Origin of the sequence: Rheinheimera sp. D18 (genome assembly GCF_004345025.1) — a bacterium.
Classification (GTDB): domain Bacteria; phylum Pseudomonadota; class Gammaproteobacteria; order Enterobacterales; family Alteromonadaceae; genus Alishewanella; species Alishewanella metallidurans.
In genome coordinates this window covers 868082-890210 of sequence record NZ_CP037745.1, presented here as the reverse complement: position 1 = coordinate 890210, position 22129 = coordinate 868082, and the positions used below count along the sequence as shown (strand labels likewise).

At 45.2% G+C, this 22129-nt stretch carries 22 protein-coding genes; 2 read left to right on the top strand and 20 right to left on the bottom strand.

The window, feature by feature from the left end; all coding sequences use genetic code 11:
• Window positions 1-21: 21 nt before the first annotated feature.
• The 12 genes from rpoS to E0Z06_RS04230 form a co-directional block, all read right to left on the bottom strand.
• Window positions 22-1008: an RNA polymerase sigma factor RpoS gene (gene rpoS / locus E0Z06_RS04285; RefSeq protein ID WP_132582217.1), complete on the bottom strand. Its 987-nt coding sequence runs from the start codon at window positions 1006-1008 to the stop codon at window positions 22-24.
• Window positions 1009-1090: 82 nt separating this feature from the next.
• Window positions 1091-1990: a peptidoglycan DD-metalloendopeptidase family protein gene (locus E0Z06_RS04280; protein WP_243695559.1), complete on the bottom strand. Its 900-nt coding sequence runs from the start codon at window positions 1988-1990 to the stop codon at window positions 1091-1093.
• An 82-nt stretch (window positions 1991-2072) separates the two neighbouring features.
• Window positions 2073-2975: a DUF368 domain-containing protein gene (locus tag E0Z06_RS04275; RefSeq protein ID WP_132582213.1), complete on the bottom strand. Its 903-nt coding sequence runs from the start codon at window positions 2973-2975 to the stop codon at window positions 2073-2075.
• A gap of 89 nt (window positions 2976-3064) precedes the next feature.
• A complete protein-coding gene (locus E0Z06_RS04270) occupies window positions 3065-3703 on the bottom strand; it encodes a protein-L-isoaspartate(D-aspartate) O-methyltransferase (protein WP_132582211.1) in 639 nt (212 codons plus the stop codon).
• Window position 3704: 1 nt separating this feature from the next.
• Entirely contained in the window at window positions 3705-4457 is a 753-nt protein-coding gene (gene surE, locus E0Z06_RS04265; protein ID WP_132582209.1) for a 5'/3'-nucleotidase SurE, read from the bottom strand.
• Between the two features lie 3 nt (window positions 4458-4460).
• On the bottom strand, window positions 4461-5504 hold the full coding sequence (gene truD / locus E0Z06_RS04260; RefSeq protein WP_132582207.1) for a tRNA pseudouridine(13) synthase TruD: 1044 nt from the start codon (window positions 5502-5504) through the stop codon (window positions 4461-4463).
• Window positions 5501-5980 (bottom strand): 2-C-methyl-D-erythritol 2,4-cyclodiphosphate synthase, encoded by a 480-nt coding sequence (gene ispF / locus E0Z06_RS04255; protein WP_132582205.1) that lies wholly within the window; start codon window positions 5978-5980, stop codon window positions 5501-5503. The genes truD and ispF overlap by 4 nt, the downstream gene beginning before the upstream one ends.
• The gene (ispD, locus tag E0Z06_RS04250; protein ID WP_132582203.1) at window positions 5980-6672 is read right to left on the bottom strand and encodes a 2-C-methyl-D-erythritol 4-phosphate cytidylyltransferase; all 693 of its coding nucleotides are present in this window, start codon (window positions 6670-6672) and stop codon (window positions 5980-5982) included. Before ispD ends, ispF begins: the two co-directional genes overlap by 1 nt.
• Window positions 6665-6964 (bottom strand): cell division protein FtsB, encoded by a 300-nt coding sequence (ftsB, locus tag E0Z06_RS04245; protein ID WP_132582201.1) that lies wholly within the window; start codon window positions 6962-6964, stop codon window positions 6665-6667. The genes ispD and ftsB overlap by 8 nt, the downstream gene beginning before the upstream one ends.
• Window positions 6965-7036: 72 nt before the next feature.
• Window positions 7037-7690 (bottom strand): hypothetical protein, encoded by a 654-nt coding sequence (locus E0Z06_RS04240; RefSeq protein WP_132582199.1) that lies wholly within the window; start codon window positions 7688-7690, stop codon window positions 7037-7039.
• A 115-nt stretch (window positions 7691-7805) separates the two neighbouring features.
• Window positions 7806-9098 carry a phosphopyruvate hydratase gene (eno, locus tag E0Z06_RS04235; RefSeq protein WP_132582197.1) on the bottom strand — a complete coding sequence of 431 codons (1293 nt, stop codon included), beginning with the start codon at window positions 9096-9098 and terminating at the stop codon, window positions 7806-7808.
• 59 nt (window positions 9099-9157) lie between these two features.
• Window positions 9158-10795, bottom strand: a complete 1638-nt coding sequence (locus tag E0Z06_RS04230) for a CTP synthase (RefSeq protein ID WP_132582195.1) — start codon at window positions 10793-10795, stop codon at window positions 9158-9160.
• A gap of 315 nt (window positions 10796-11110) precedes the next feature.
• On the opposite strand from E0Z06_RS04230, the gene E0Z06_RS04225 reads away from it, so the two are divergent.
• Window positions 11111-11476, top strand: coding sequence for an HPF/RaiA family ribosome-associated protein (locus E0Z06_RS04225; protein ID WP_132582193.1), 366 nt, complete (start codon window positions 11111-11113; stop codon window positions 11474-11476).
• A gap of 43 nt (window positions 11477-11519) precedes the next feature.
• Here E0Z06_RS04225 and mazG read toward each other — a convergent pair whose 3' ends face one another.
• The 3 genes from mazG to rlmD are packed head-to-tail and all read right to left on the bottom strand — an operon-like array spanning window position 11520 to window position 15850.
• Window positions 11520-12293, bottom strand: a complete 774-nt coding sequence (gene mazG, locus E0Z06_RS04220; RefSeq protein WP_132582191.1) for a nucleoside triphosphate pyrophosphohydrolase — start codon at window positions 12291-12293, stop codon at window positions 11520-11522.
• 16 nt (window positions 12294-12309) lie between these two features.
• Window positions 12310-14505 carry a GTP diphosphokinase gene (gene relA, locus E0Z06_RS04215; RefSeq protein ID WP_132582189.1) on the bottom strand — a complete coding sequence of 732 codons (2196 nt, stop codon included), beginning with the start codon at window positions 14503-14505 and terminating at the stop codon, window positions 12310-12312.
• Window positions 14506-14524: 19 nt separating this feature from the next.
• The gene (rlmD, locus tag E0Z06_RS04210; RefSeq protein WP_132582187.1) at window positions 14525-15850 is read right to left on the bottom strand and encodes a 23S rRNA (uracil(1939)-C(5))-methyltransferase RlmD; all 1326 of its coding nucleotides are present in this window, start codon (window positions 15848-15850) and stop codon (window positions 14525-14527) included.
• A gap of 81 nt (window positions 15851-15931) precedes the next feature.
• Between rlmD and barA the strand changes: the two genes are divergently transcribed.
• Complete coding sequence (barA, locus tag E0Z06_RS04205; RefSeq protein ID WP_132582185.1) at window positions 15932-18649, top strand: two-component sensor histidine kinase BarA; 2718 nt, start codon at window positions 15932-15934, stop codon at window positions 18647-18649.
• 24 nt (window positions 18650-18673) lie between these two features.
• Here the strand turns inward: barA and acpS are convergent, their stop codons facing one another.
• The 5 genes from acpS to rnc are packed head-to-tail and all read right to left on the bottom strand — an operon-like array spanning window position 18674 to window position 22129.
• Window positions 18674-19099, bottom strand: coding sequence for a holo-ACP synthase (acpS, locus tag E0Z06_RS04200; RefSeq protein WP_132582183.1), 426 nt, complete (start codon window positions 19097-19099; stop codon window positions 18674-18676).
• Window position 19100: 1 nt separating this feature from the next.
• Window positions 19101-19835, bottom strand: a complete 735-nt coding sequence (pdxJ, locus tag E0Z06_RS04195; RefSeq protein WP_132582181.1) for a pyridoxine 5'-phosphate synthase — start codon at window positions 19833-19835, stop codon at window positions 19101-19103.
• Between the two features lie 31 nt (window positions 19836-19866).
• Window positions 19867-20550 (bottom strand): DNA repair protein RecO, encoded by a 684-nt coding sequence (gene recO / locus E0Z06_RS04190; RefSeq protein ID WP_132582179.1) that lies wholly within the window; start codon window positions 20548-20550, stop codon window positions 19867-19869.
• Between the two features lie 6 nt (window positions 20551-20556).
• Complete coding sequence (era, locus tag E0Z06_RS04185) at window positions 20557-21465, bottom strand: GTPase Era (protein WP_132582177.1); 909 nt, start codon at window positions 21463-21465, stop codon at window positions 20557-20559.
• The gene (gene rnc, locus E0Z06_RS04180; protein WP_132582175.1) at window positions 21455-22129 is read right to left on the bottom strand and encodes a ribonuclease III; all 675 of its coding nucleotides are present in this window, start codon (window positions 22127-22129) and stop codon (window positions 21455-21457) included. The genes era and rnc overlap by 11 nt, the downstream gene beginning before the upstream one ends.

The window sequence follows — 22129 nt, the reverse complement described above, 5'->3', positions numbered from 1 at the left end:
TTTATGTTTTTTATATGATGATTACTCTTGGAACAAGGTTTCAACGTTTAAGCCTTGATGCGTTACTATTTCGCGTAACCGCCGCAGTGCCTCTACTTGAATTTGCCGCACACGCTCACGAGTTAAACCTATTTCATGGCCAACATCTTCTAATGTCGAAGGCTCGTAGCCCAACATGCCAAAACGCCGTGCTAGCACTTCACGCTGCTTGGGATTTAGCTCGTTTAACCAAACCACCAAATGCTGACGAATATCAGCCTCTTGCAATTCAGCTTCAGGCCCTAACTCTTTTTCATCAGCAATAATATCCAGCAGCATCTTTTCAGAAGCACCAGCAATGGGTGTATCTACCGAGGTTATTTTTTCATTTAGCTTTAGCATTTTGCGTACGTCTTCAACCGGACGATCTAATGCTGCAGCAATTTCTTCAGGTGTCGGCTCATGATCCAACTTTTGCGATAACTCACGCGCGGCGCGTAAATAAATATTCAGTTCTTTTACTACATGAATGGGTAAACGAATGGTGCGGGTTTGATTCATAATGGCCCGCTCGATGGTCTGGCGGATCCACCAAGTAGCATAAGTAGAAAATCGGAAACCTCGTTCAGGGTCAAACTTTTCTACCGCGCGAATTAAGCCAAGGTTGCCTTCTTCAATTAAATCTAACAATGCCAAACCACGGTTGATATATCGACGCGCAATTTTAACGACTAAACGTAAATTACTTTCAATCATTCGTTTGCGCGCAGCTTGGTCACCTTTTAATGCTAGGCGCGAAAAGTAGACCTCTTCTTCAGCAGAAAGCAGTGGTGAGAAACCAATTTCCCCCAAATAAATCTGCGTGGCATCCATGGTTTTTTGACTGTCGTCTTTGGCAAAAACTTCATCATTACCAACTTCTTCAGTTGCTAAAGCAGCGGCATCCGGTTCGGCTTCATCGTCGAGTAGCCCCTCATCCTCTATCTCGTCTTCTTTATAATCTAGTACATCATCACTTTTTTGTGTCATGTCCTTTCTCCCACGTATACAGGGTGCTGGGGCTAGCCAGACGCTATCTAATCCTTCTTATGACGCTAGTGTTTTAATCTAATTATTTTGGTAAATATTTTAATGGATCAACCGAACTACCACGATAACGTATCTCAAAATGCAAACGTGCATCAGTTGCATCGGTACTACCTAGTTCGGCAATTTGCTGGCCTGCCATTACCATCTGCTTTTCTGCTACCAGCATCTTTCTGTTGTGAGCGTATGCACTTAGGTAATCATCGTTATGCTTAATTATAATTAAGTTGCCATACCCTCTTAGCGCGTTACCGGCATACACAACCTGCCCACTAGCAGCAGCATTGACCCTATTGCCCTCCGCGCCACTAATATCGACACCTTTATTGCCCTGCTCTTTATGCGAAAACCCAGAAATTATTTTCCCTTTAACTGGCCACTGCCATTGCACCAAGCCAACATTCGGGGTAAGATCCGCGCTTTTTTTGTTTTTTATAGCTACTGTCTGACCATAACTCTTTTGATTTTCTGACGCAACTGGTTTAACCGAACTATTTGATTTTGTTTGGCTTGAACTCTGGTTACTGGTGTTTTTTACAACTTGAACCGGAGCCGGCTTTACACTCGGCGTGGGTTTTATAATGGTCGGTGTTTTTTTGCTAGGAGCTGGCTTGGTGCTTTCTACCTGCGCCACACTTGGTGTCGACTTTTTGTGGTTAAGCGCAACCTTACCACCAAGGCGTAATTTTTGCTGTGGATAAATAGTGTACGGGCTGGCAATGTTATTAATAGCCGCTAGCTCGCGCACGTCTTTACCGGCACGAAACGCGATTGAATACAACGTATCGCCACGCTGAACGGTATAAGTATGTGCGTTTAAACTACCTCGGTTACGCTGCTGATAGAAGTTTTCTCTCAGATCAAGCGTAGTAACAGGCGCAGGTGCGGTACGTGACGAACAAGCCACAACCTGCAGTAAAAGCAACAGCAGCGCACCTTTGTTAATCCAACCAAAGGTTTGCGTTAACGTGAAAGAGTAGTCGTTAAAACAACGGATACTATATTTCCTATTCGTTTGCTGCTGGCTTAGCGTTCACCGAAGCTGGTTTTAACCATTTTTCTAAATTAAGCAATAACAACATTACTATTACTCCGGCTAGCGCGCAAATTAGCGCCAGAAAAGTATCCGCAGGCCCAATACTGTCGGCGTAGTGCCAAGGTAAATAAAGCTGCTGCGCCACCTGCCAAGGCCAAATTCGATACAGTGCACCAATAACGATACCAATTAACAATGCCAAACTCGCGTCATGATAATGTTGCAATAGCCAATTTAATAACCGCGAAAAACTTAACAAGCCAACAATGCAACCGAGCATAAATAACGCTAGCACACCTAATTGTAATTCAGTTACGGCAAGCAGTACTGGCGCATACATGCCAGACATTAACAAAATAAAACTGCCAGAAATACCGGGTAAAATCATCGCGCAAATTGCTACTGCACCAGCAACAAAGAACATCCAACTTTGTGGCTGTAATTCCTGTGGTGTTAACATACCCACCAGTACAGAAAATAGGATACCTAACGCGCAGAGTAATAAGCGCCAAACGCTCCAGCGTAAACTGCGACATAAATGCGGTAACGCGGTAATAATTAATGCAAAAAACAATGCCCACAATGGAATGGGTCTATGTACTAATAAATAAGAAATAATACCTGCCAGTGTAAATACACTAAATAAGATACCGCCAAACAAACACAGTAAAAAAGTGCCATCGACGTACTGCCACATAGCTTTAACGCGCCCCTGCAACAGCAGCTTAACCGCCTGTATATTACAATGGCTAATTGCGCCGAGTAGACGCTCGTAAATACCGAGAATAAACGCTAAGGTGCCGCCAGACACGCCTGGCACAACATCCGCTGCGCCCATCGCCAAGCCTTTTATGATCCACTGCAAAAACTGCATTTACTTTCCTTGTTGATTGCCTTTGTATATAGCACTGTAAATATGGGCGTCAGAATGAAAAATTAACGCTAACCTTAGATGCTAAACGCCTAGGCTAGTTCACCGGGTACTAGAGGTACGAACCGAACAGCTTCAATATCTTGGCTGGTAAACTCACTACCGCTACGTTGATACACACGCAAGACTTGCTCATGCAAACCAACTGGGATAACTAGTCTGCCACCATCGCTTAGTTGTTGTAACAACGCAATAGGCACTTCGCTTGGTGCTGCGGTAACAATAATGCTGTCAAACGGCGCCTTGCTAGGCCAACCTTGCCAGCCATCACCGTGCTTCATTGATACATTATGTAAATCTAATTGTTGGAGGCGGCGCTTTGCCTGAAACTGCAAAGCTTTAATACGCTCAACACTGCACACATGTGAGAATAACCGCGCCAATATTGCCGTTTGGTAGCCTGAGCCAGTACCTATTTCTAATAATTTGCCGGGCGCTTTGTCTTGTAATAGCAACTCAGTCATACGAGCGACAATATAAGGCTGCGAAATAGTTTGGCCTTGGCCAATAGGTAAAGCGGTATTTTCATAAGCTTTATGTGCCAATACAGCTTCGACAAACAGATGACGCGGCGTATTAGCAATTGCCGTTAGCACCTGTTGCTGTGTAATACCTTCGCTTTGAAGTTTTTGCGCCAATACCGCGGCGCTACGAGAATTTGCGACGGCCATGTTACAAATTTATCCCTTCTAACCATTGTTTCAATCGGTCCATACTGCGGTATGCCGACATATCAATTTGCAGTGGCGTAATAGAAGCGTAGTTATTCGCTACTGCATAAAAATCAGTGCCCTCGCCAGCATCTAGCTCAGGGCCAAGTACACCATACCAATATATTTCTCGGCCCCAGGGATCAGTAGTACTGGTCATGGTTTCTGCTTTATGCCGACGCCCTAACCGTGTTACCTGAATGCCTTTTAGCTCTGCAATGGGTATAGCTGGTACATTGATATTAAGAATTTGATCGGCTGGTAATGGATGTGATTTTAACTTTTTAATTACCTGTATAGTGACATGAGCTGCGGTGGCAAAATGTTCATCACCACGACCGGCTAACGATACGGCAATAGCCGGCAAGCCTAAGTAGCGTCCTTCAGTTGCGGCCGCTACCGTACCAGAATACAGCACATCATCGCCCAAGTTGGCACCGTGGTTAATACCTGCCACCACTAAGTCTGGCGTAAACGACAATAGCTTGCTAATGGCAAGGTGTACACAATCACTTGGTGTGCCATTAACTGATAAAAAGCCGTTTTCCATTTTCTGTACCCGCAGCGGATTCATTAGTGTTAACGAACTGCTAGCGCCACTACAGTTACGATCTGGCCCCACAGTGGTAACTTCTGCTATTTGACAAAGCGCTTGTTGCAACACTTGCATGCCCTTGGCATGCACGCCATCGTCATTACTTAATAAAATGCGCATTCGCTACTCCAATGCCGCCGCTTGACGGCCGCAATCACGATAATTCACTAACTCGCGCAGCACGCTAGTCGCAAAGCAACCTGCAGGCAGGGCAAAGCTAAGGTTAATATCTGCGCCCTGCTGCTGTATCGCCAACTGTTGTGGCACTAGCCTAATGGCTCTGCGTTCTACTTTTAAGCGGTAATCTTCTAGCCCTTGCACTAACGAGGCATACTGAGCTAACACTTGCTGCTCAAATTCAGCGGCGGTTGCGCTAACCATAGGTTCGCCAATGCCAGCAAGTACTGCGGTTATATGTAGGTCTTTTTCAGTCAAACGTTGCTGCAACGCACTATCAGTTTGCGCTGCGCGAAATACCGAACCTGAACCATCCAGTTGTAGCACATCACCATCTACTATTTGGTTAAATAACCCATGGTTAATACGCGCCGCCACTTGCTGGTTAAAGATAAAAGATCGGGCTGCCGACAAGGCTAAGCCGCGTAACTTGCGATCGGTAATACTTTGACCACTAAATAGCTGCTCAGCCAGCACTAAATTACCACCATTGATGCCAAAGCGCTGCTCACCATAATAGTTAGGTACACCGTCTAGCAATAGCTCCGCGCGTTTAAGCACATCAGCAGCGTTAGATACCTCGCGCAGGCGAATTTTAAATAGATTCGCTTTTAAAGCGCCCAAACGTAACTTACGATAATGGCGCTGCATATCGAGGATTTTACACCCTTCAAGCTGCCAACTTTGCCAATCGAGTTCTTGTTTAATCGGCCATTTAAAGCAAAACCACTGCCTAGTTACCGCATGTCGATCTTTTAAACCGGCATAGCTAATATCGCGGGCGCGCAGCCCCGTTAACGTTGCCAACTGCTTGGCTACGTATTGGGTATTCTGGCCTATTTTCTCAATTTGCAGCAGCACATGTTCGCCAGCACCACTGGGGCTAAAGTTTAGCTGTTCATCGACAATAAAATCATCAGCTTGCTGGCGTAGTAACGCGGTAGCTGTCGGTTCAGCATATAAATAGGCTAAAGGTTTATTGTTAATCATGCGCTAACCAATAACACTACCGCTTCAACTGCTATGCCCTCTTTGCGCCCGACAAAGCCTAACTTTTCAGTGGTGGTGGCCTTAACGTTAACCTGAGACAACTCACAAGCTAGGTCGTCAGCAATACACTGGCGCATTGCCGTAATATGCGGAGCCATCTTTGGCGCTTGCGCCATGATGGTAATATCTAAATTACCCACGCTATAACCCGCAGTTTGTATATCAGCATACACTTTGCGTAATAAAATACGGCTATCAATACCTTTAAATGCAACATCGGTATCAGGGAAATGATGGCCAATATCACCCATTGCTAAAGCACCGAGTAGCGCATCTGACAAGGCATGCAGCACTACATCACCGTCGGAGTGCGCCAATAGCCCTTGTGGATAATCTATTTTTACACCACCAAGTGTAATTGGCCCATCGCCGCCAAAGGCATGTACATCAAAACCATGGCCTACACGCATTTTCATTAAATTGACTGCTCCAGATAAAACGCAGCCAGCGCTAAATCAGCTGGCTGCGTAATTTTAATATTGTCGCTATGGCCTTCAACTAGCAACACCTTATGCCCTGCCCATTCCATGGCCGAGGCTTCATCAGTAACATTAATACCAGCCAATATCGCGTCATTAAGTGCGGCCTTTAAAATGGCCGTCGGGAATAATTGCGGTGTTAGCGCATGCCATAAATGCTCGCGACTTACTGTTTCACTGACGGTATTTTCGCCGCGCTTCATCGTATCGCGCACTCGACAAGCAAGAATACCGCCTTCACCTGAGCTGATACAGCGCTTAATCAGCTGTTCAATATCACTTTTACGTACCAACGGCCTAGCGGCGTCATGCACTAAAACCCAAGGGTACTGATATTCATCAATAAAGCACAGCGCGTTTAACACCGAGTGCATTCGCTCATCACCACCCTTTACGCGGATAATGTCGTCATTAGCCAATGCTGTGGTATCAAAGTAAGGATCATCAGCGGCCAAGGCTAACCATAGTTGTTGGATAGCCGGCACCGAACGCAGTTTAGCGATACTATGCTCTAAAATAGTTTTGCCATGCAGTTGTAAATATTGTTTGGGTACACTGCTTTGCATACGTGAGCCAATGCCAGCTGCCGGCATTATAGCGGCTATTGCTGGCAAAACGGGGTCAGTCATTGCTGCCACCGTTATCACCATGTTGGCTAATCATACGAAAAAACACTTCATCTTCTTTAATCAGACCAAGTTCGTTTCGCGCTCGCTCTTCAATGGCATCAAGCCCTTGTTGTAAGTCTTTTACATCCGCAAGCAACAATCTATTGCGTTTCGCTAGCTCTAGGTTACTTGCTTGCTGGCTGCGTAGCTCTTCTTGCTGGCGAAAATAGTCGGCAATACTATGTTCGCCAAACCATAAACGGTATTGCAGCAAGCCGAGTAAGACAATAAGTAGTAAGGTGAGTATTCGCATATTACAACTTCGTTAAAAAAGCTTTAGTTATTATGAAGCCTTGGCCGATGAATGCAAAGTAGGAAACCACGATTAGTCCAACAATGCTGGTAATGGCTTAGCAAAGTTTTGCCAGTTTAGTCGACTTGCTAATAGCAGCTCACGCAAACTAAGGCGTCGCGGTGGCTTTTTGTCACCATTTAACCATTGATGACCACAGCAGGCTGCAGTAACAATAGTTTTAACCGGTTTTAATAGAAATTTATCACTATTTTGCGATTCAAGCGGCGTACCAGAAAAACTAAACCAACCGTGTTCATTGCAATGTAACCTAAGACCTTCGCTATCGACCTCATCTACACTATCTAAAACGATTTGCTCTTGCGTAAGCTGGGTAATATACAGGGGTACAATTAAACCCGGTTTGGCGTACTTATTATAAAACGCATCAATAGGATCGGCGTGTTGTTTACGCGCTGGGCATGAACTTGCTTGCTTGTGATACCAAGAGGCATTTTGGCTGTCCAGTTCAAGCTGATTTTTTTGTTGTAAGATATTACTGGCAGCACGACGGATATAAAACGGCAAGCTGGCAAGTCGGTTAGGTAACCTGAGTAATTGCTCTGTGCTTAATTGCGATAGACGTAATAGCTCGCGTTCATACAAAGCGTTACATAGCTCGGTATACGTCTGGTTTTCTCTGGACACCTGCCAGAAATGCGGCTGATTAACACTGGTATCTATCATGGCCAGATGTTAGCTAATTGACTCGACTTTGCAAAGTAAAAACCCTTAGTAATAATAAGTTTTGTCGCTAATAATAAAGCCACCTGAAGGTGGCTTTATTATTTATTGTTCGTTATTACTGACCTTTAATTTCGCTGCGGCCGTTATATGGCACCTTTCCAGCTAATTCTTGTTCAATACGCAATAACTGATTGTACTTTGCTACCCGGTCTGACCGACACAGTGAACCGGTTTTAATTTGCCCAGCTGCAGTACCCACTGCTAAATCAGCAATAAACGCATCTTCGGTCTCACCACTGCGGTGTGAAATTACGGCAGTAAAACCGGCGTCTTTCGCCATTTTAATTGCCGCTAAAGTTTCGCTTAAGGTACCAATTTGGTTAACTTTAATTAAAATAGAGTTACCAATACCCTGCGCGATGCCACGGGCTAAAATTTTGGTGTTAGTAACAAATAAATCGTCGCCAACCAGTTGTATCTCATCACCTAGTTTATTGGTTAAATCTTTCCAACCATCCCAATCGCTTTCATCTAAACCGTCTTCAATTGACACTATAGGGTAACGCTGAGTTAAGCCGGCCAAATAGTCGTTAAAGCCATATGAATCAAAGCTTTTATTCTCGCCGCTTAATACGTATTTACCGTCTTTGTAAAATTCAGTAGCGGCACAGTCTAGGGCTAAGGTTACGTCTTTATTCATCTCGTAACCAGCCGCTTTTACCGCCTCAACGATCACCGTTAATGCTTCTTCATTTGACTTAAGATCAGGGGCAAAACCACCTTCGTCACCTACTGCCGTATTAAGGCCACGTTTTTGTAACTCTTTTTTCAAGCTATGGAAAATTTCGGCCCCCATACGCAGCGCTTCAGCAAAGCTTTTTGCGCCAACCGGCTGCACCATAAACTCTTGAATATCAACGTTGTTATCAGCGTGCTCGCCGCCATTGATAATATTCATCATGGGTACTGGCATGCTATACACACCTGGCGTGCCGTTTAAATCAGCAATATGTTGATACAGTGGAATGTGCTTATCAGCAGCTGCTGCACGCGCTACCGCTAAAGACACCGCCAATATCGCGTTTGCGCCTAGGTTGCTTTTAGTTTCAGTGCCATCTAAATCAATCATGATCTGATCAATGTGTTGCTGCTGATCAGCTTGTTTACCTTTTAGTGCGGTCTGAATAGGGCCAACAATATTAGCCACGGCTTTAGTAACGCCTTTACCTAAATAGCGGGTTTTATCGCCATCACGCAGTTCTAACGCTTCGCGTGAACCCGTTGATGCACCTGATGGCGCACAACCACGGCCCATTGCGCCGCTAGCTAAATAAACATCGGCTTCTACCGTTGGGTTGCCGCGAGAATCCATGATTTCACGAGCGATAATTTTTATAATTTCAGACATGCTTAAATTTCCCTGTTAAAAAAAACAGCCGCGGATATATTCACACGGCTTAGCATAGGTTATACCGATTTCTGTTTTTGCGCTTTGAACACCGCAGCAACAAAGCTTTGAAACAGTGGATGGCCATCACGTGGTGTTGAGTTAAATTCCGGATGAAACTGCGCAGCAACAAAAAATGGATGCGCGGGTATTTCAATCATCTCAACCAGTTGGTTATCAGCAGACAAACCTGACACCACTAAGCCGGCATCTTCTAATTGTGGTCGCAAGTTATTATTAACTTCATACCGATGGCGATGGCGTTCGCTAATCACCGCTTGGCCATATATTTCGCGCGCTTTAGTGTTATCAACTAAATTACACTTTTGACTGCCTAAGCGCATAGTGCCGCCTAAATCTGACTCGTCAGTACGTGTTGCTACCGAACCGTCGGCATCGCGCCATTCGGTAATTAAACCCACTACTGGATAAGGTGTATCTGGGTTAAATTCAGTTGAGTTAGCATGGCTCATACCCACTACGTTACGCGCAAATTCAATTAGCGCCACTTGCATACCTAAACAAATACCTAAATAAGGTATGTTGTTTTCACGGGCATACTGCGCAGTCATAATTTTACCTTCAACACCGCGCTCGCCAAAGCCACCCGGCACTAAAATGCCATCAACACCGGCTAACATGCCCATGCCTTTGGTTTCAACATCTTGCGAGTCAATATACTTAATGTGCACGGTAACACGGTTTTTTAAGCCAGCGTGTGATAATGCTTCGTTGACCGATTTATACGCATCTGGCAGCTCGGTATATTTACCTACCATAGCAATAGTGACTTCACCGGTTGGGTTAGTTTGCTGATACAGCACCTGCTCCCATTCGGCTAGGTTAGCTTCTGGTGCTTCAATATAGAACCGACGACAAACAAGATCGTCTAAGCCTTGAGACTTTAACAAGGCTGGAATTTGATAAATACTTGATACGTCTTTTAACGAGATAACCGCTTTTTCTTCTACGTTAGTAAACAAGGCGATTTTAGAACGCTCGTTGGCTGGAATGGCTCGGTCTGAACGGCAGATCAAAATATCTGGCTGAATACCAATTGAGCGCAGCTCTTTTACTGAATGCTGAGTTGGCTTAGTTTTAATTTCACCGGCAGTACCCAAGTATGGCACTAATGTCAGATGCATATATAAAGTGCGCTCGCGGCCTACTTCAGCACCTAACTGACGAATCGCTTCTAAAAACGGTAAAGACTCAATATCACCAACCGTGCCACCAATTTCTACAATGGCAATGTCGTGGCCTTCAGCGCCTGCAACTACGCGGCTTTTAATTTCATTGGTAATATGCGGAATAACTTGAATTGTCGCGCCCAAGTAATCGCCACGACGCTCGCGGCGTAATACATCGGCGTAGATACGACCTTGGGTAAAGTTGTTTAACTTTGTCATTTTAGTGCGAATGAAACGTTCGTAGTGGCCTAAATCTAGGTCAGTTTCAGCGCCATCTTCGGTAACAAACACCTCACCATGCTGAATTGGGCTCATGGTGCCGGGGTCAACGTTAATGTAGGGGTCGAGCTTAAGAATGGTTACCTTTAGGCCTCGCGCTTCTAAAATAGCAGCCAGCGACGCTGCGGCAATGCCTTTACCGAGCGATGAAACCACGCCACCCGTCACAAAGATATATCTTGTAGTCATAAGACCCCTGAGACAATGTTAATCAATAGATGAATATCAAAAATAACCACGCACCCAGTGTAAACACAGGGACGATAAAGGTTGGCTAATATTTGGTATCAGGACGGGAAGAAAGTATAGCAAAGCGCAGCGACGCACTCAATGTAAAGCTGTCAACTACCGCAATTTATTAAGTAGTTACAAAAACTTTGTCAGCAGGGCCTTGTCGAACGCTTAAGTCGTCACCAGATATGTATTAACAGATGGAATATCATGCGACATAGGCGAGCTAGAAAATTCAACGTCTCGCCACTTAGTCAACAACAGGAGTAGCCTATGCAAATTCAACTACACACAGACCGCCACATTAAATCCGACGAACGGTTGGCCGAGTTTGCCCGTGATATATTACAAAGCAAACTAAATCGTTTTGCTGATAACCTGACCCGTATTGAAGTGCACTTAAGTGATGAGAATGGCCAGCAAAAACACGATGGTCATGATAAGCGCTGTACTATTGAAGCGCGTTTTGATGGTTTAGACCCGCTAGCGATCACTGAACATGCCGCGACGGTTGGCCAAGCCATTACTGGCGCGGCAGAGAAAATGCAGCGTAAGCTCAGTTCTGTTACAGGCAAATTACGTGATAAACATGTAAAAGCCGCCAACCTAGAATTCACTGAACCTGACGAAGTCAATTAATATTAGTTCGCCGGGGCGCGGGTTTATTATCAGCGCCCCTGATTTAAACCTGCTGTTTTATTTGCTGCCATAGTTGTTCCATTTCATCTAAGTTAGATTGCTCAGGCGTTTTGCCATTAAGCACTAACGCTTGCTCAACCGCGCGAAAACGCCGTTCGAACTTGCTATTGGCCGCTCGCAGCACAGCTTCTGGATCTAGTTTGTGTTTACGCACCACGTTTACCAGTGCAAACATTAAATCACCCAACTCTTCGCTAAGTTCTGGGCTGTCAGCTTGTGTTTGCTCAACTTCAAGAATTTCTTCTTTTACTTTATCCCAGCAGCCATCAACACTTGGCCAGTCAAAACCGACGTTAGCGCAGCGTTTTTGCAATTTATAAGCCCGGCTTAGCGCTGGCATGGCCTGTGGAATATTATCCAACACGCTGTTTTGGCCTACGTCTTTGCGTTCTTCAGTTTTTAGCGCTTCCCAGTTTTTTAATACTGCATCAGCGTCGGCTAGGTTTAATTCGCCAAATACATGTGGGTGGCGCCGCTCTAGTTTGTCACATATGGCGGCTACGCAATCATCAAAGGCAAAGCGGCCTTCTTCTTTAGCAATTTGTGCGTAAAAGACCACCTGAAATAGTAAGTCTCCCAGCTCGTCTTTTAGTTCGTCAAAGCTTTGCCGCGCTATGGCATCGGCCACTTCATAGGCTTCTTCTAGGGTGTAGGGCACAATACTGGCATAGCTTTGCTTTAGATCCCATGGGCAGCCGTGTTCCGGGTCGCGCAGCCGGCTCATGATGGCTAACAGGCGGTTAATATTGTCTGGCACAGTTTTCCTTTTACTATTAATGATGCGCGCGTTTAGCTTCGGCTACATCGTCTATCTGGCTAATTTTGCTTAATAATTTATTTAGCGAGTCGAGGTTATACAACTCTAGGGTCATATTAATTACCGCGGTTTGCGCTTTAATATCTGAGCTACTGCTCATTTTCGTTACGTTGGCTTTTTCATTAGCTAATATGCTGGTGATATCACGCAGTAAACCATTACGGTCGTGTGCAACAATGCGAATATCAACCTCATAACCTGATGCATATTTGTCGCCCCAGGTCGCATCTACTACCCGAGCTGGGTTAGTGTCTTGCAAGGTTTTAAATTGATCACAGTCATCGCGGTGAATGGCAATGCCGCGCCCTTGCGTAATGTAGCCAACAATGGCATCACCCGGTAACGGATGACAACAACCGGCCATATGGGTTAGTAAATTACCCACCCCTTGCACGACTACATCGCTTTTAGCTTTCGTTGGTGCTAGCGGCTTGGTAATTAAACGCGGATCAATATCTGGCTGCTCAGCTTTACCGTATTGGCTTTGAATAAAGTGCACCACTTGGGTAACTTTTATTTCGCCGCCGCCAATACCGACTAAGAGCTCCTCCATCGAGTTAACGTTAAATCGGCTAATTACTTTTGCTGGCTGGTTCATCACTAAATTTAACCGAGCCAATTCGGTATCAAGCAGCTCTTTACCCGCGGCAAGGTTTTTATCACGGTCTTGCAGGCGAAACCAATACTGCACTTTTGAGCGCGCGCGGCTGGACTTTAAATAGCCTAAGTTAGGGTTTAGCCAATCACGGCTAGGATTCAACTCACGGCCGGTTAAAATTTCAACCTGATCGCCAGTTTTTAACTGGTAAGTGAAGGGCACTATGCGGCCAGATATTTTTGCGCCAATGCAGCGATGGCCAACATTAGAATGCACATAATAAGCAAAATCGAGGGGCGTAGAGCCCATTGGCAAATCGACAATATCGCCTTTGGGCGTAAACACATAAACCCGATCTTCAATAACCTGATTGCGTAGTTCTTCAGCTAAATCGGTACTGTCGACAACATCTTCTTGCCATTGCAATAATTTACGCAGCCAACCAATTTTTTCATCATTTGCACTGCCTTTACCCGTGGCGTTACCCTCTTTGTAACGCCAATGCGCGGCAACACCTAGTTCTGAGTCTTCATGCATTTGCCGAGTACGTATTTGAATTTCAATCGCGCGCCCTTGTGGGCCAAGTACTACGGTATGAATAGACTGATAGCCATTTTGCTTTGGCGTAGCAATATAGTCATCAAATTCTTTGGGGAGATGCCGCCAGCTGGTATGCACTAAACCCAGTGCCGCATAACAGTCTTGTACTTGTTCAGTTATAATGCGTACTGCACGGATATCATATAGTTGGTCAAATTCCACTTGTTTTTTTTGCATTTTTTTCCAAATGCTAAAAATGTGTTTTGGCCGCCCCTGCACCTCGGCTTTTACATTCGCATCGGCCATTTTTTGCTGCACCGAGCTAACAAAATCTTGCAGGTATTGCTCTCGATCTAAACGCTTTTCTTCTAGTAGGCTGGCAATTTGTTTATATAGCTGTGGGTGCAAATAACGAAATGCTAAATCTTCTAACTCCCACTTTAGTTGACCAATGCCTAATCTATTAGCTAAAGGCCCGAAAATGGCGTTGGTTTCTTTAGCTGCCAACACACGCGTTTCTTCGTCAGCATTTTTCACTTCGCGCAGATAACAAATTTGCGCGGCAAGCTTAATAACTACGGCGCGCACGTCTTCAACCATGGCCAGCAGCATACGCCGCAGATTATCGGCCTGTAGCGGATTAACACTTTGGTTAGGGCCGGTAGGAATAGTACGAATGGCCTCCATTTGCTGTACCGCGCGCAGCATTATCATAACATTGGCTGGAAATTCAGGCTCCAGCTGCTCAGTGGTAACTAAACCCGCATCCAGTAGCGGAAACAACAATGCCGCTAATAACGAATCGCTGTCCATGCGCAGTTCGGCCAGAATTTCGACCATCTCCCAACCAGTGCGCACGGCCAGCTCAGTATCCAGTAACTGGTGTTGCTTTAGCCACTGTTCAGCATTCATTAGGCTAGTAATCTTTTTCTCTGTCAGATCTAACGAACATAACCACGCCAGTGTTTCACCACTGTTGTACTCATTGCTGTGTGACTGACGAACCCTAACCATGTACTGACTCCTTTTTATGTTACAACCGGCTAAACGATGCCATTAACTCTAAATGACTGGTGTGGGCAAACATATCTACGCCACAGATTTTTTCTAAACGATAGCCACTTTGTAGCAAATGTTTGGCATCACGCGCAAAGGTCGCACTATTACACGACACATATAATATTTGCTGCGGTTTTAATTTAGTAATTTGCTCAATAGCGCCCACGGCACCGGCACGGGCTGGGTCCAGCAACACCTTAGTGTATATCGGCTTATTCCAACTGGTTTTAGGCCAAGCTAAATGCAAATCAGCTTGAAACGCCACAACGTTGCTCAGACCGTTTAATTGGGCATTAGTTGCCAGCTGCTGCACCATTTTGCTAACCCCTTCAATGCCGTAAACGGTTTTAGCCTGCTGGGCCAACGCCAAGGTAAAATTGCCAATACCCGCGTATAAATCTAACACGACATCGTTAGCGTTGATATTCAACCAGTTAAGCGCCTGAGTAACCATTTTTTGATTAAGCTCGGCATTAATTTGAATAAAGGCATCAGTAGCAAATTCTAAGCGTAGGTTTTGCTCTGCTAAGTAATAATGCGGTTGCACGTCTGGCTGCCAATAATGAATAACACTAGGCTCTGCCTCGCCTAACCAAACAGCCTCGGGCCAAGCGGCAATAAATAACTGCTGTTCGTCAACAGTTAACGGCTTGGTATGGCGCAAAGTAACAAAAGCCTGCTCGCCCGCCTGCAATACTTCGGCATGGGTTACGGCGGCTGGATCTTTTAATTGCGGAATAATCTTATTTAACACAGTAAAGATTGGTGCTAATAACGGCGACAACACCATGCAGTTTGCGATTGCCACAATGTGTTTATCACCACTTTGGCGAAAACCCACGCTAACACGACGCTGCTTTTTATCATACCAAATGCCAATTCTGGCGCGACGACGATAACCGTGGTCATCATCTACCAACATGGCTTGCCACGGTAACGCGCTTAAACCTGTTTGGTGCCTAATTAACTGATCTATGCCTTGCTGCTTTAAGTCGCGCTGCGCTTGGATACTTAGATGTTGTAGCTGACAACCGCCACATATAGCAGCGTAGTGGCAAGGCGCCGTTACCCGTAATACCGAGGGTTGCAATACTTTTATTGTTGTCGCTTTAATAAAGCCGGCTTTGTCTTCTAGTATTTTTGCTTGTACCCGCTCACCCGGTAAAGCGCCACTAACAAAAGCGATTTTTTGCTGATATTGGCTAATACCTTGCACCTCATAATCAGCGCTATCAATCTGAAAGGTTAGGGTTTTACCCAATAAGCTCGTTTTAGGTTTGGCTTTGTATATGTTAAGCATGGCTTCTCTATCAGATTGTAGGCAACAGCGATGTGTTATGTCATTATCCAAGCAACGATAATTACAGTACAGCCTGCGACAATGAAAAAAATTGGATTACGCACTTGGTTATGGCTTTGCAGCCTACTGCCTGCATTGCTGGTCAGTGTATTCTGTGCAGGCTATTTTAGCTATGTTCGCTATCATGAGTTAGCCTTTTCTTTTAACGAGCGCGCTCGCGATATTGCCTTGCCGCTGGCAATGAGTAGCCAAGATTTGCTCAGCCGACAAAATATGCCCGCCTTACAACAGCTATTAGAAAGTGCGCACCGGTTTAATTCGCCACTGCTAAGCAATATCAGTCTGTTTAATGCCCAGTACCAGCCGGTGTTACATACCAACTCGCAGCAATTTGATAAAAGCTTACGGCTAAACGCTGGCGAAACCTTGCCTGACTTAGGTTTACTCTCGGAAAACAGCAGCAGCTTAATATTTTATCAGCCGCTGCTAACCAGCACCGATAGTGCGCATTCGCAACAGCTAGGCTATCTATTATTACAACTGCCTAAAGCTCAATTGCAATTACAACAGCAAAACATGCTATTACAGACCGCAGCGCTGACATTAGCTTTTATGCTGCTAATAATGTTGCCAACCCTACTGCTATTGCGCAACCTACACCGACCAATAAAACACATTGTACGCAATTTACAACAGCTACTTAATGGCGAAACCGTTGAAGTTGATACCAGCGCCATAATTAATGAACTGATGGTATTACAACAAAATTTAAACCTACTAGGTATGCAACTTCGCGCACAGGAAAATGAATTACAACAACAAATTGAACAGGTTACTTGTGACTTACAGCAAAGTATGGAGCAGCTAGAAGTCCAGAATATTGAACTTGAGTTTGCTAAGCGCAAAGCGCAAGAGGATAACCGGCAAAAATCTGAATTTTTGGCAAAAATGAGCCATGAATTACGTACCCCGCTCAACGGAGTTATCGGCTTTAGCCGCCAGCTGCTTAAAACCCAATTAACTAGTAGTCAGCATGACTATTTAACTATTATTCAAAAATCTGCCAATAGCTTGCTGCATCTAGTAAACGACGTACAAGATTTTTCTAAATTAGAAGAAGGCAGGCTATCCATTAACCTCGAGCCATTTTCTTTACGTGATTTATTAAATGATGCTATTGAGCTTTTAGCAGCAAACGCCTTTGAGAAACAACTCGAACTGGTATTAATGGTTGAACCCTCCTGCCCTGATGATGTGGTGGCCGATCCGGTGCGGATTGTCCAAATTTTAATGAACATTGCCGGGAATGCGATTAAATTTACCGAGCATGGCAGCATAGTTATTCGCGTGTCAGCCACATTGCTAAACGAAGAGCAGCTCATTTTGCATTGCTCAGTGCAAGATACCGGTCAAGGCATAAGCGAAGAGCAGCAAAGCCAGCTATTCCAAGGTTTTAGCCATAGCGACGCGCGCAGCCATCAAAGTGGTTCCGGCTTAGGTTTAATGATTTCACAACGGCTAGTTAAAGCTATGAACGGTAAAATTGGCTTTGAAAGTAAACAAGCTGAAGGCTCTACTTTTTGGTTTACCGTTAAATGTTTACGCCACCAGTTATCCGTTGCCGACAATCTGCCATTAGAGGTGTTAGAAAATAAAAGCTTATTATACTTTGAATCACAGCAGCACTCTCGCGAGGCGACGCTAAGTTTATTGCATAGCTGGGGTTTGCAAGTTACTGCTTGTGCTACTAAAGGCCAGTTGCAGCAAGCGCTGGCACATAACCAACATTATGATATCGGTTTAATTGGCCGCACAGTGGCGCTAAACCAAGTTAATCAAGTACTGGCATTAATGCAGCAAATAAAACCGCACTGCAGTAACACCTATCTACTGGTAAATACGTTATCACCGCATTTACGCGAAACGCTATTAAGCTCGGGTGCAGATGGCTGTTTATCAAAACCGCCGCACTTACGAAAATTAGCCAGCGCATTGGCCAGCCCCTACCTAACGCAGCAAAAAGTAGTCGACGAGCAAACCGTGCGCAGCCAAGCCAGCATTAGAGTGCTTACGGTTGATGACAATGGTGCCAACTTAAAGCTTATTAATACCCTGTTAGCGGAACATGTTGAGCAAATAGAGTCTGCGCAAGATGGCGCTGAAGCGTGGCATAAAGCAACACAGCGCGCCTATAACATTATTTTTATGGATATTAATATGCCCGTTATGGACGGCATTACCGCTTGCCAACGCATTCGTCAAAGTTCGTTAAACGAACATACCCCAATAATTGCCGTTACGGCACATGCGATTGACGGTGAACGCGAGCGTTTACTTAAACTGGGCTTTAATGAGTTTTTAAGTAAGCCTCTAGATGAAAATATATTGCACTGTTGCTTGCAGGAGTTTTGCCCTAGTAGCCGCGTAGCAGAGACAGATCGCAGTTGGCCCATAAGTAAACTTGTCGACTGGCCATTGTCGTTAGAGCGCGCTAGCGGTAAATGCAGTTTAATGAAGGAAATGTTGTTAATGCTAGTTAATAGCATTTCGCCTAGTCGCGTAGCAATACAGCAAGCTTTGGCCTCAGACGATGCGCAGCAGCTACTGCAACAAATACATAAATTGCACGGCGCCTGTTGTTATACCGGTGTACCACGGTTAAAACAATTAGCAGAATTACTTGAAACCCAATTGAAACTGGGTAAAACCGCGACACAACTTGAACCTGAATTACTGGAATTGGACGATGTAATGCAAGCGTTGTGGCACGAAAGCCAACAGTGGATATGGGATTGGTAAAAACAAATACTTAGCAGCGTAGCATTACTGTCGTTCTAAAATCACCGTAGCTGCAGCATAAGCTTGCTCATCGGTAATTGACAACCAGATATGCGTTACACCTTTATTGGCAGCTAGTTCAGCGGCATAGTCAGTTAATGCTAACTGCGGCGCGCCCTCGGCGTTATTACTAACCTGAATATGCTGAAATGACACGCCTCGGCCAATACCGGTGCCAAGCGCTTTGGCCGCAGCTTCTTTGGCCGCAAAGCGTTTAGCAAAATAGCGCGCGGCATTATCAGTATTGCTAATTGTCATCGTGTTGTTGGCGACATGCTTTGTTGCAATGGCATGGTAAATCGCTTGCTCATCAGCGGTTAACACCCGCTTTATTAAGCCAGCACTGCGCGCTAAGCTTTGGCTAATGCGCGCAATTTCAACGATATCGGTACCTAAACCAATAATGGCCACGTTAGCCGCGCGCCTCAACCATTAAGCGTTTCATTTCGCGCACTGCAGCATCTAAACCACTAAATACGGCTCGGGCAACAATAGCATGACCTATATTTAGCTCGTACATTTGCGGTATAGCGGCTATCGGCTGTACGTTATGGTAATGCAAACCGTGGCCAGCATTAACGATAAGGCCAAGTGTGGAGGCAAACGCCGCAGCATCGGCAATACGCTTTAATTCTAAAGCTTGAGCGTTAATATCAGTACAATGCGCATACTTTCCGGTATGAATTTCAATGTAGGGTGCACCGGCTTTAGCTGCCGCTTCAATTTGTTGCTGATCGGCATCAATAAACAATGATACCAACACATTTTGTTCACGCATTTGCGTAACCGCATCGGTAATACGCGCCAGCTGGCCAACCACTTCTAGCCCGCCTTCGGTGGTGAGCTCTTCACGTTTTTCTGGTACAAAACAAGCAAAGTGTGGCTTTAACTCAGTCGCTATCGCTAGCATTTCATCAGTTACCGCCATTTCAAAATTTAATCGAGTAGCAATAGTTTGGCGTAATACAAATACATCACGGTCAATAATATGCCGTCTATCTTCGCGTAAATGCACGGTAATACCGTCGGCGCCAGCCTGCTCGGCAACTAAGGCCGCATGCACCGGTTCTGGATAATAGGTGCCGCGCGCCTGACGCAAAGTGGCAACGTGATCAATATTAACGCCAAGAAAAATAGGGTTATGCATGCCTGACTCCAAATAAAAATAACGTTATAAATTAACTACCGGCAAATAATGCACGGCTTGCCAACGGTTTGCTGCCCAGTAACGGTGCAAGAATTTGCCGGCTAAGTTGCTTGGCGCTGCGCTTCGTTTCATCGCATTGCCATTGCTTAAGGCCAATATTAAGTAATACCTCGCCGCGATATCCTTTAGCCATTTGCACAAAACCTTGTTCGCTGTACCACTGATAATAAGCATGAGCATTTAATGCGCCGCCCGCACTATCATATTGCCAATCTATTGGCTGGCCTAACTCCGTTAATAATGCAAACTCAAATTCCCGCAAGCATGGCTCTAGCTCTACCACGCCTTGTTGCACTGCAGCTAACTGCTGCAAGCATTGCTGGTACAGGTAAAATAGCTGCTCTGCAGCCAAATTATCGGGCCATAACCGACAAACTAATTCATTTAAATACAAACCGCTGTATAGCACCTTACCGGTTAAAACCAGTGCCGGTGCTGCTTCATCAATAGTTGATACGGTTTTAAGCTCACTACGGCCTACCAGCTGCAACATAAACTCTTGAAAGGGTTGCAAGGCCAAGCGCTGCTTGCCCTGCTTCTTTCGCACTACCGCGGATAAACGCCCTTGTTCAGGCAGTAATAGTTGAAGTATTAGCTTACTTTCACCAAGCGGGCGGCTATGCAGAATGTAGGCAGGCCAAAGCTCAGGCTGCATACTTGGTTAATCTTCGCCGTAACCTAAGCTACGCAATGCGCGCTCATCGTCAGCCCAACCTGATTTTACTTTTACCCAAACTTGTAAAAACACCGGCTGTTCTAACATTGATGCCATATCTATTCTGGCTTCAGTAGCAATCGTTTTTATGCGCTCACCTTTATTGCCGATAACCATACGTTTTTGGCCTTCGCGCTCAACTAACACTAATGCGGCGATATGATAGTGTTTCTCTTCCCACTTAAAGCGTTCAATTTCTACGGTTACTGAGTAAGGTAATTCTTCGCCTAAAAAGCGCATAAGTTTTTCACGGACAATTTCAGCGGCCATAAACCGCATTGATCGGTCGGTAACGTAATCTTCAGGGAAAAAGAATTCGCACGGCGGTAAATGCCCTTGCACTGCGGTACGTAATGCTTCAACGTTGTCGCCAGTTTCAGCCGACAACGGCACGACATCAATAAAGTTAAGCTGTGCGCCTAACCATTGTAAATGCGGTAGTAAGGTGTCTTTATCACGATACAAATCTACTTTATTCACCACCAGTATTACTGGCTTGTTTGATGCAATTAGCCGATTAAGTACCATTTGATCATCGTCAGTCCAACGCGTGCCTTCAACGACAAACAGCACAAATTCTACATCCAGAATTGAACTGGCCGCAGCTCGGTTCATTACCCGATTAATGGCGCGCTTTTCTTCGCTATGTAAGCCAGGCGTATCCACATATACTGTTTGGTAATTATCACGCGTGTCTATGCCAACAATACGATGTCTTGTAGTTTGCGGCTTCTTTGAGGTAATACTTACCTTCTGGCCAACCAGCTTATTTAGCAATGTAGATTTACCCACATTAGGTCGGCCTACAATAGCAACTAATGCGGCATAAGTTGGCGTTACGGTGCTATCTGTCATGCTTAATTTTTTCCAGCGCCATATGAGCGGCGTCCTGCTCTGCCTTGCGGCGTGAACTGCCGGTAGCGGTAAAAGGTGCCATACCTGCAATAGTGCAGCGTACGGTAAACGTTTGCTGATGCGCTTCACCTAAAGTGGCAATTACATCATACACTGGCAGCGCTAAGCGCAGCCCTTGCAAATATTCTTGTAGCAATGTTTTAGAATCTTTTTGCTCGCCTGGCGTTATAACCTCTAACCGTGAGCCGAACCAAAACAAAATACGCTCTTTGCACGCGTCCATGCCAGAGTCTAAATAAATAGCACCTAAAATGGCCTCGACTGCGTCAGCTAAAATAGACTCGCGCCGAAAACCGCCACTTTTTAACTCGCCAGGGCCTAAACGTAAGTACTCAGATAAACGTAATTCTTGGGCAATTTCGGCCAAGGTAACCCCCTTTACCAACGCCGCACGCATGCGAGTTAAGTCACCTTCACGCGCTTTAGGAAAATGAGTATAAAGGGTTTCAGCAATCACTAAGCTTAGCACCGCGTCGCCAAGGTATTCTAGCCGTTCATTGTGCTGGCCTTTACAACTGCGGTGAGTAAGTGCTTGCTCTAATAGGTCGGGCTGTTGAAACTGATAGCCTAAACGGGCTATCAGTGGATTTAACGATTTTTGCAT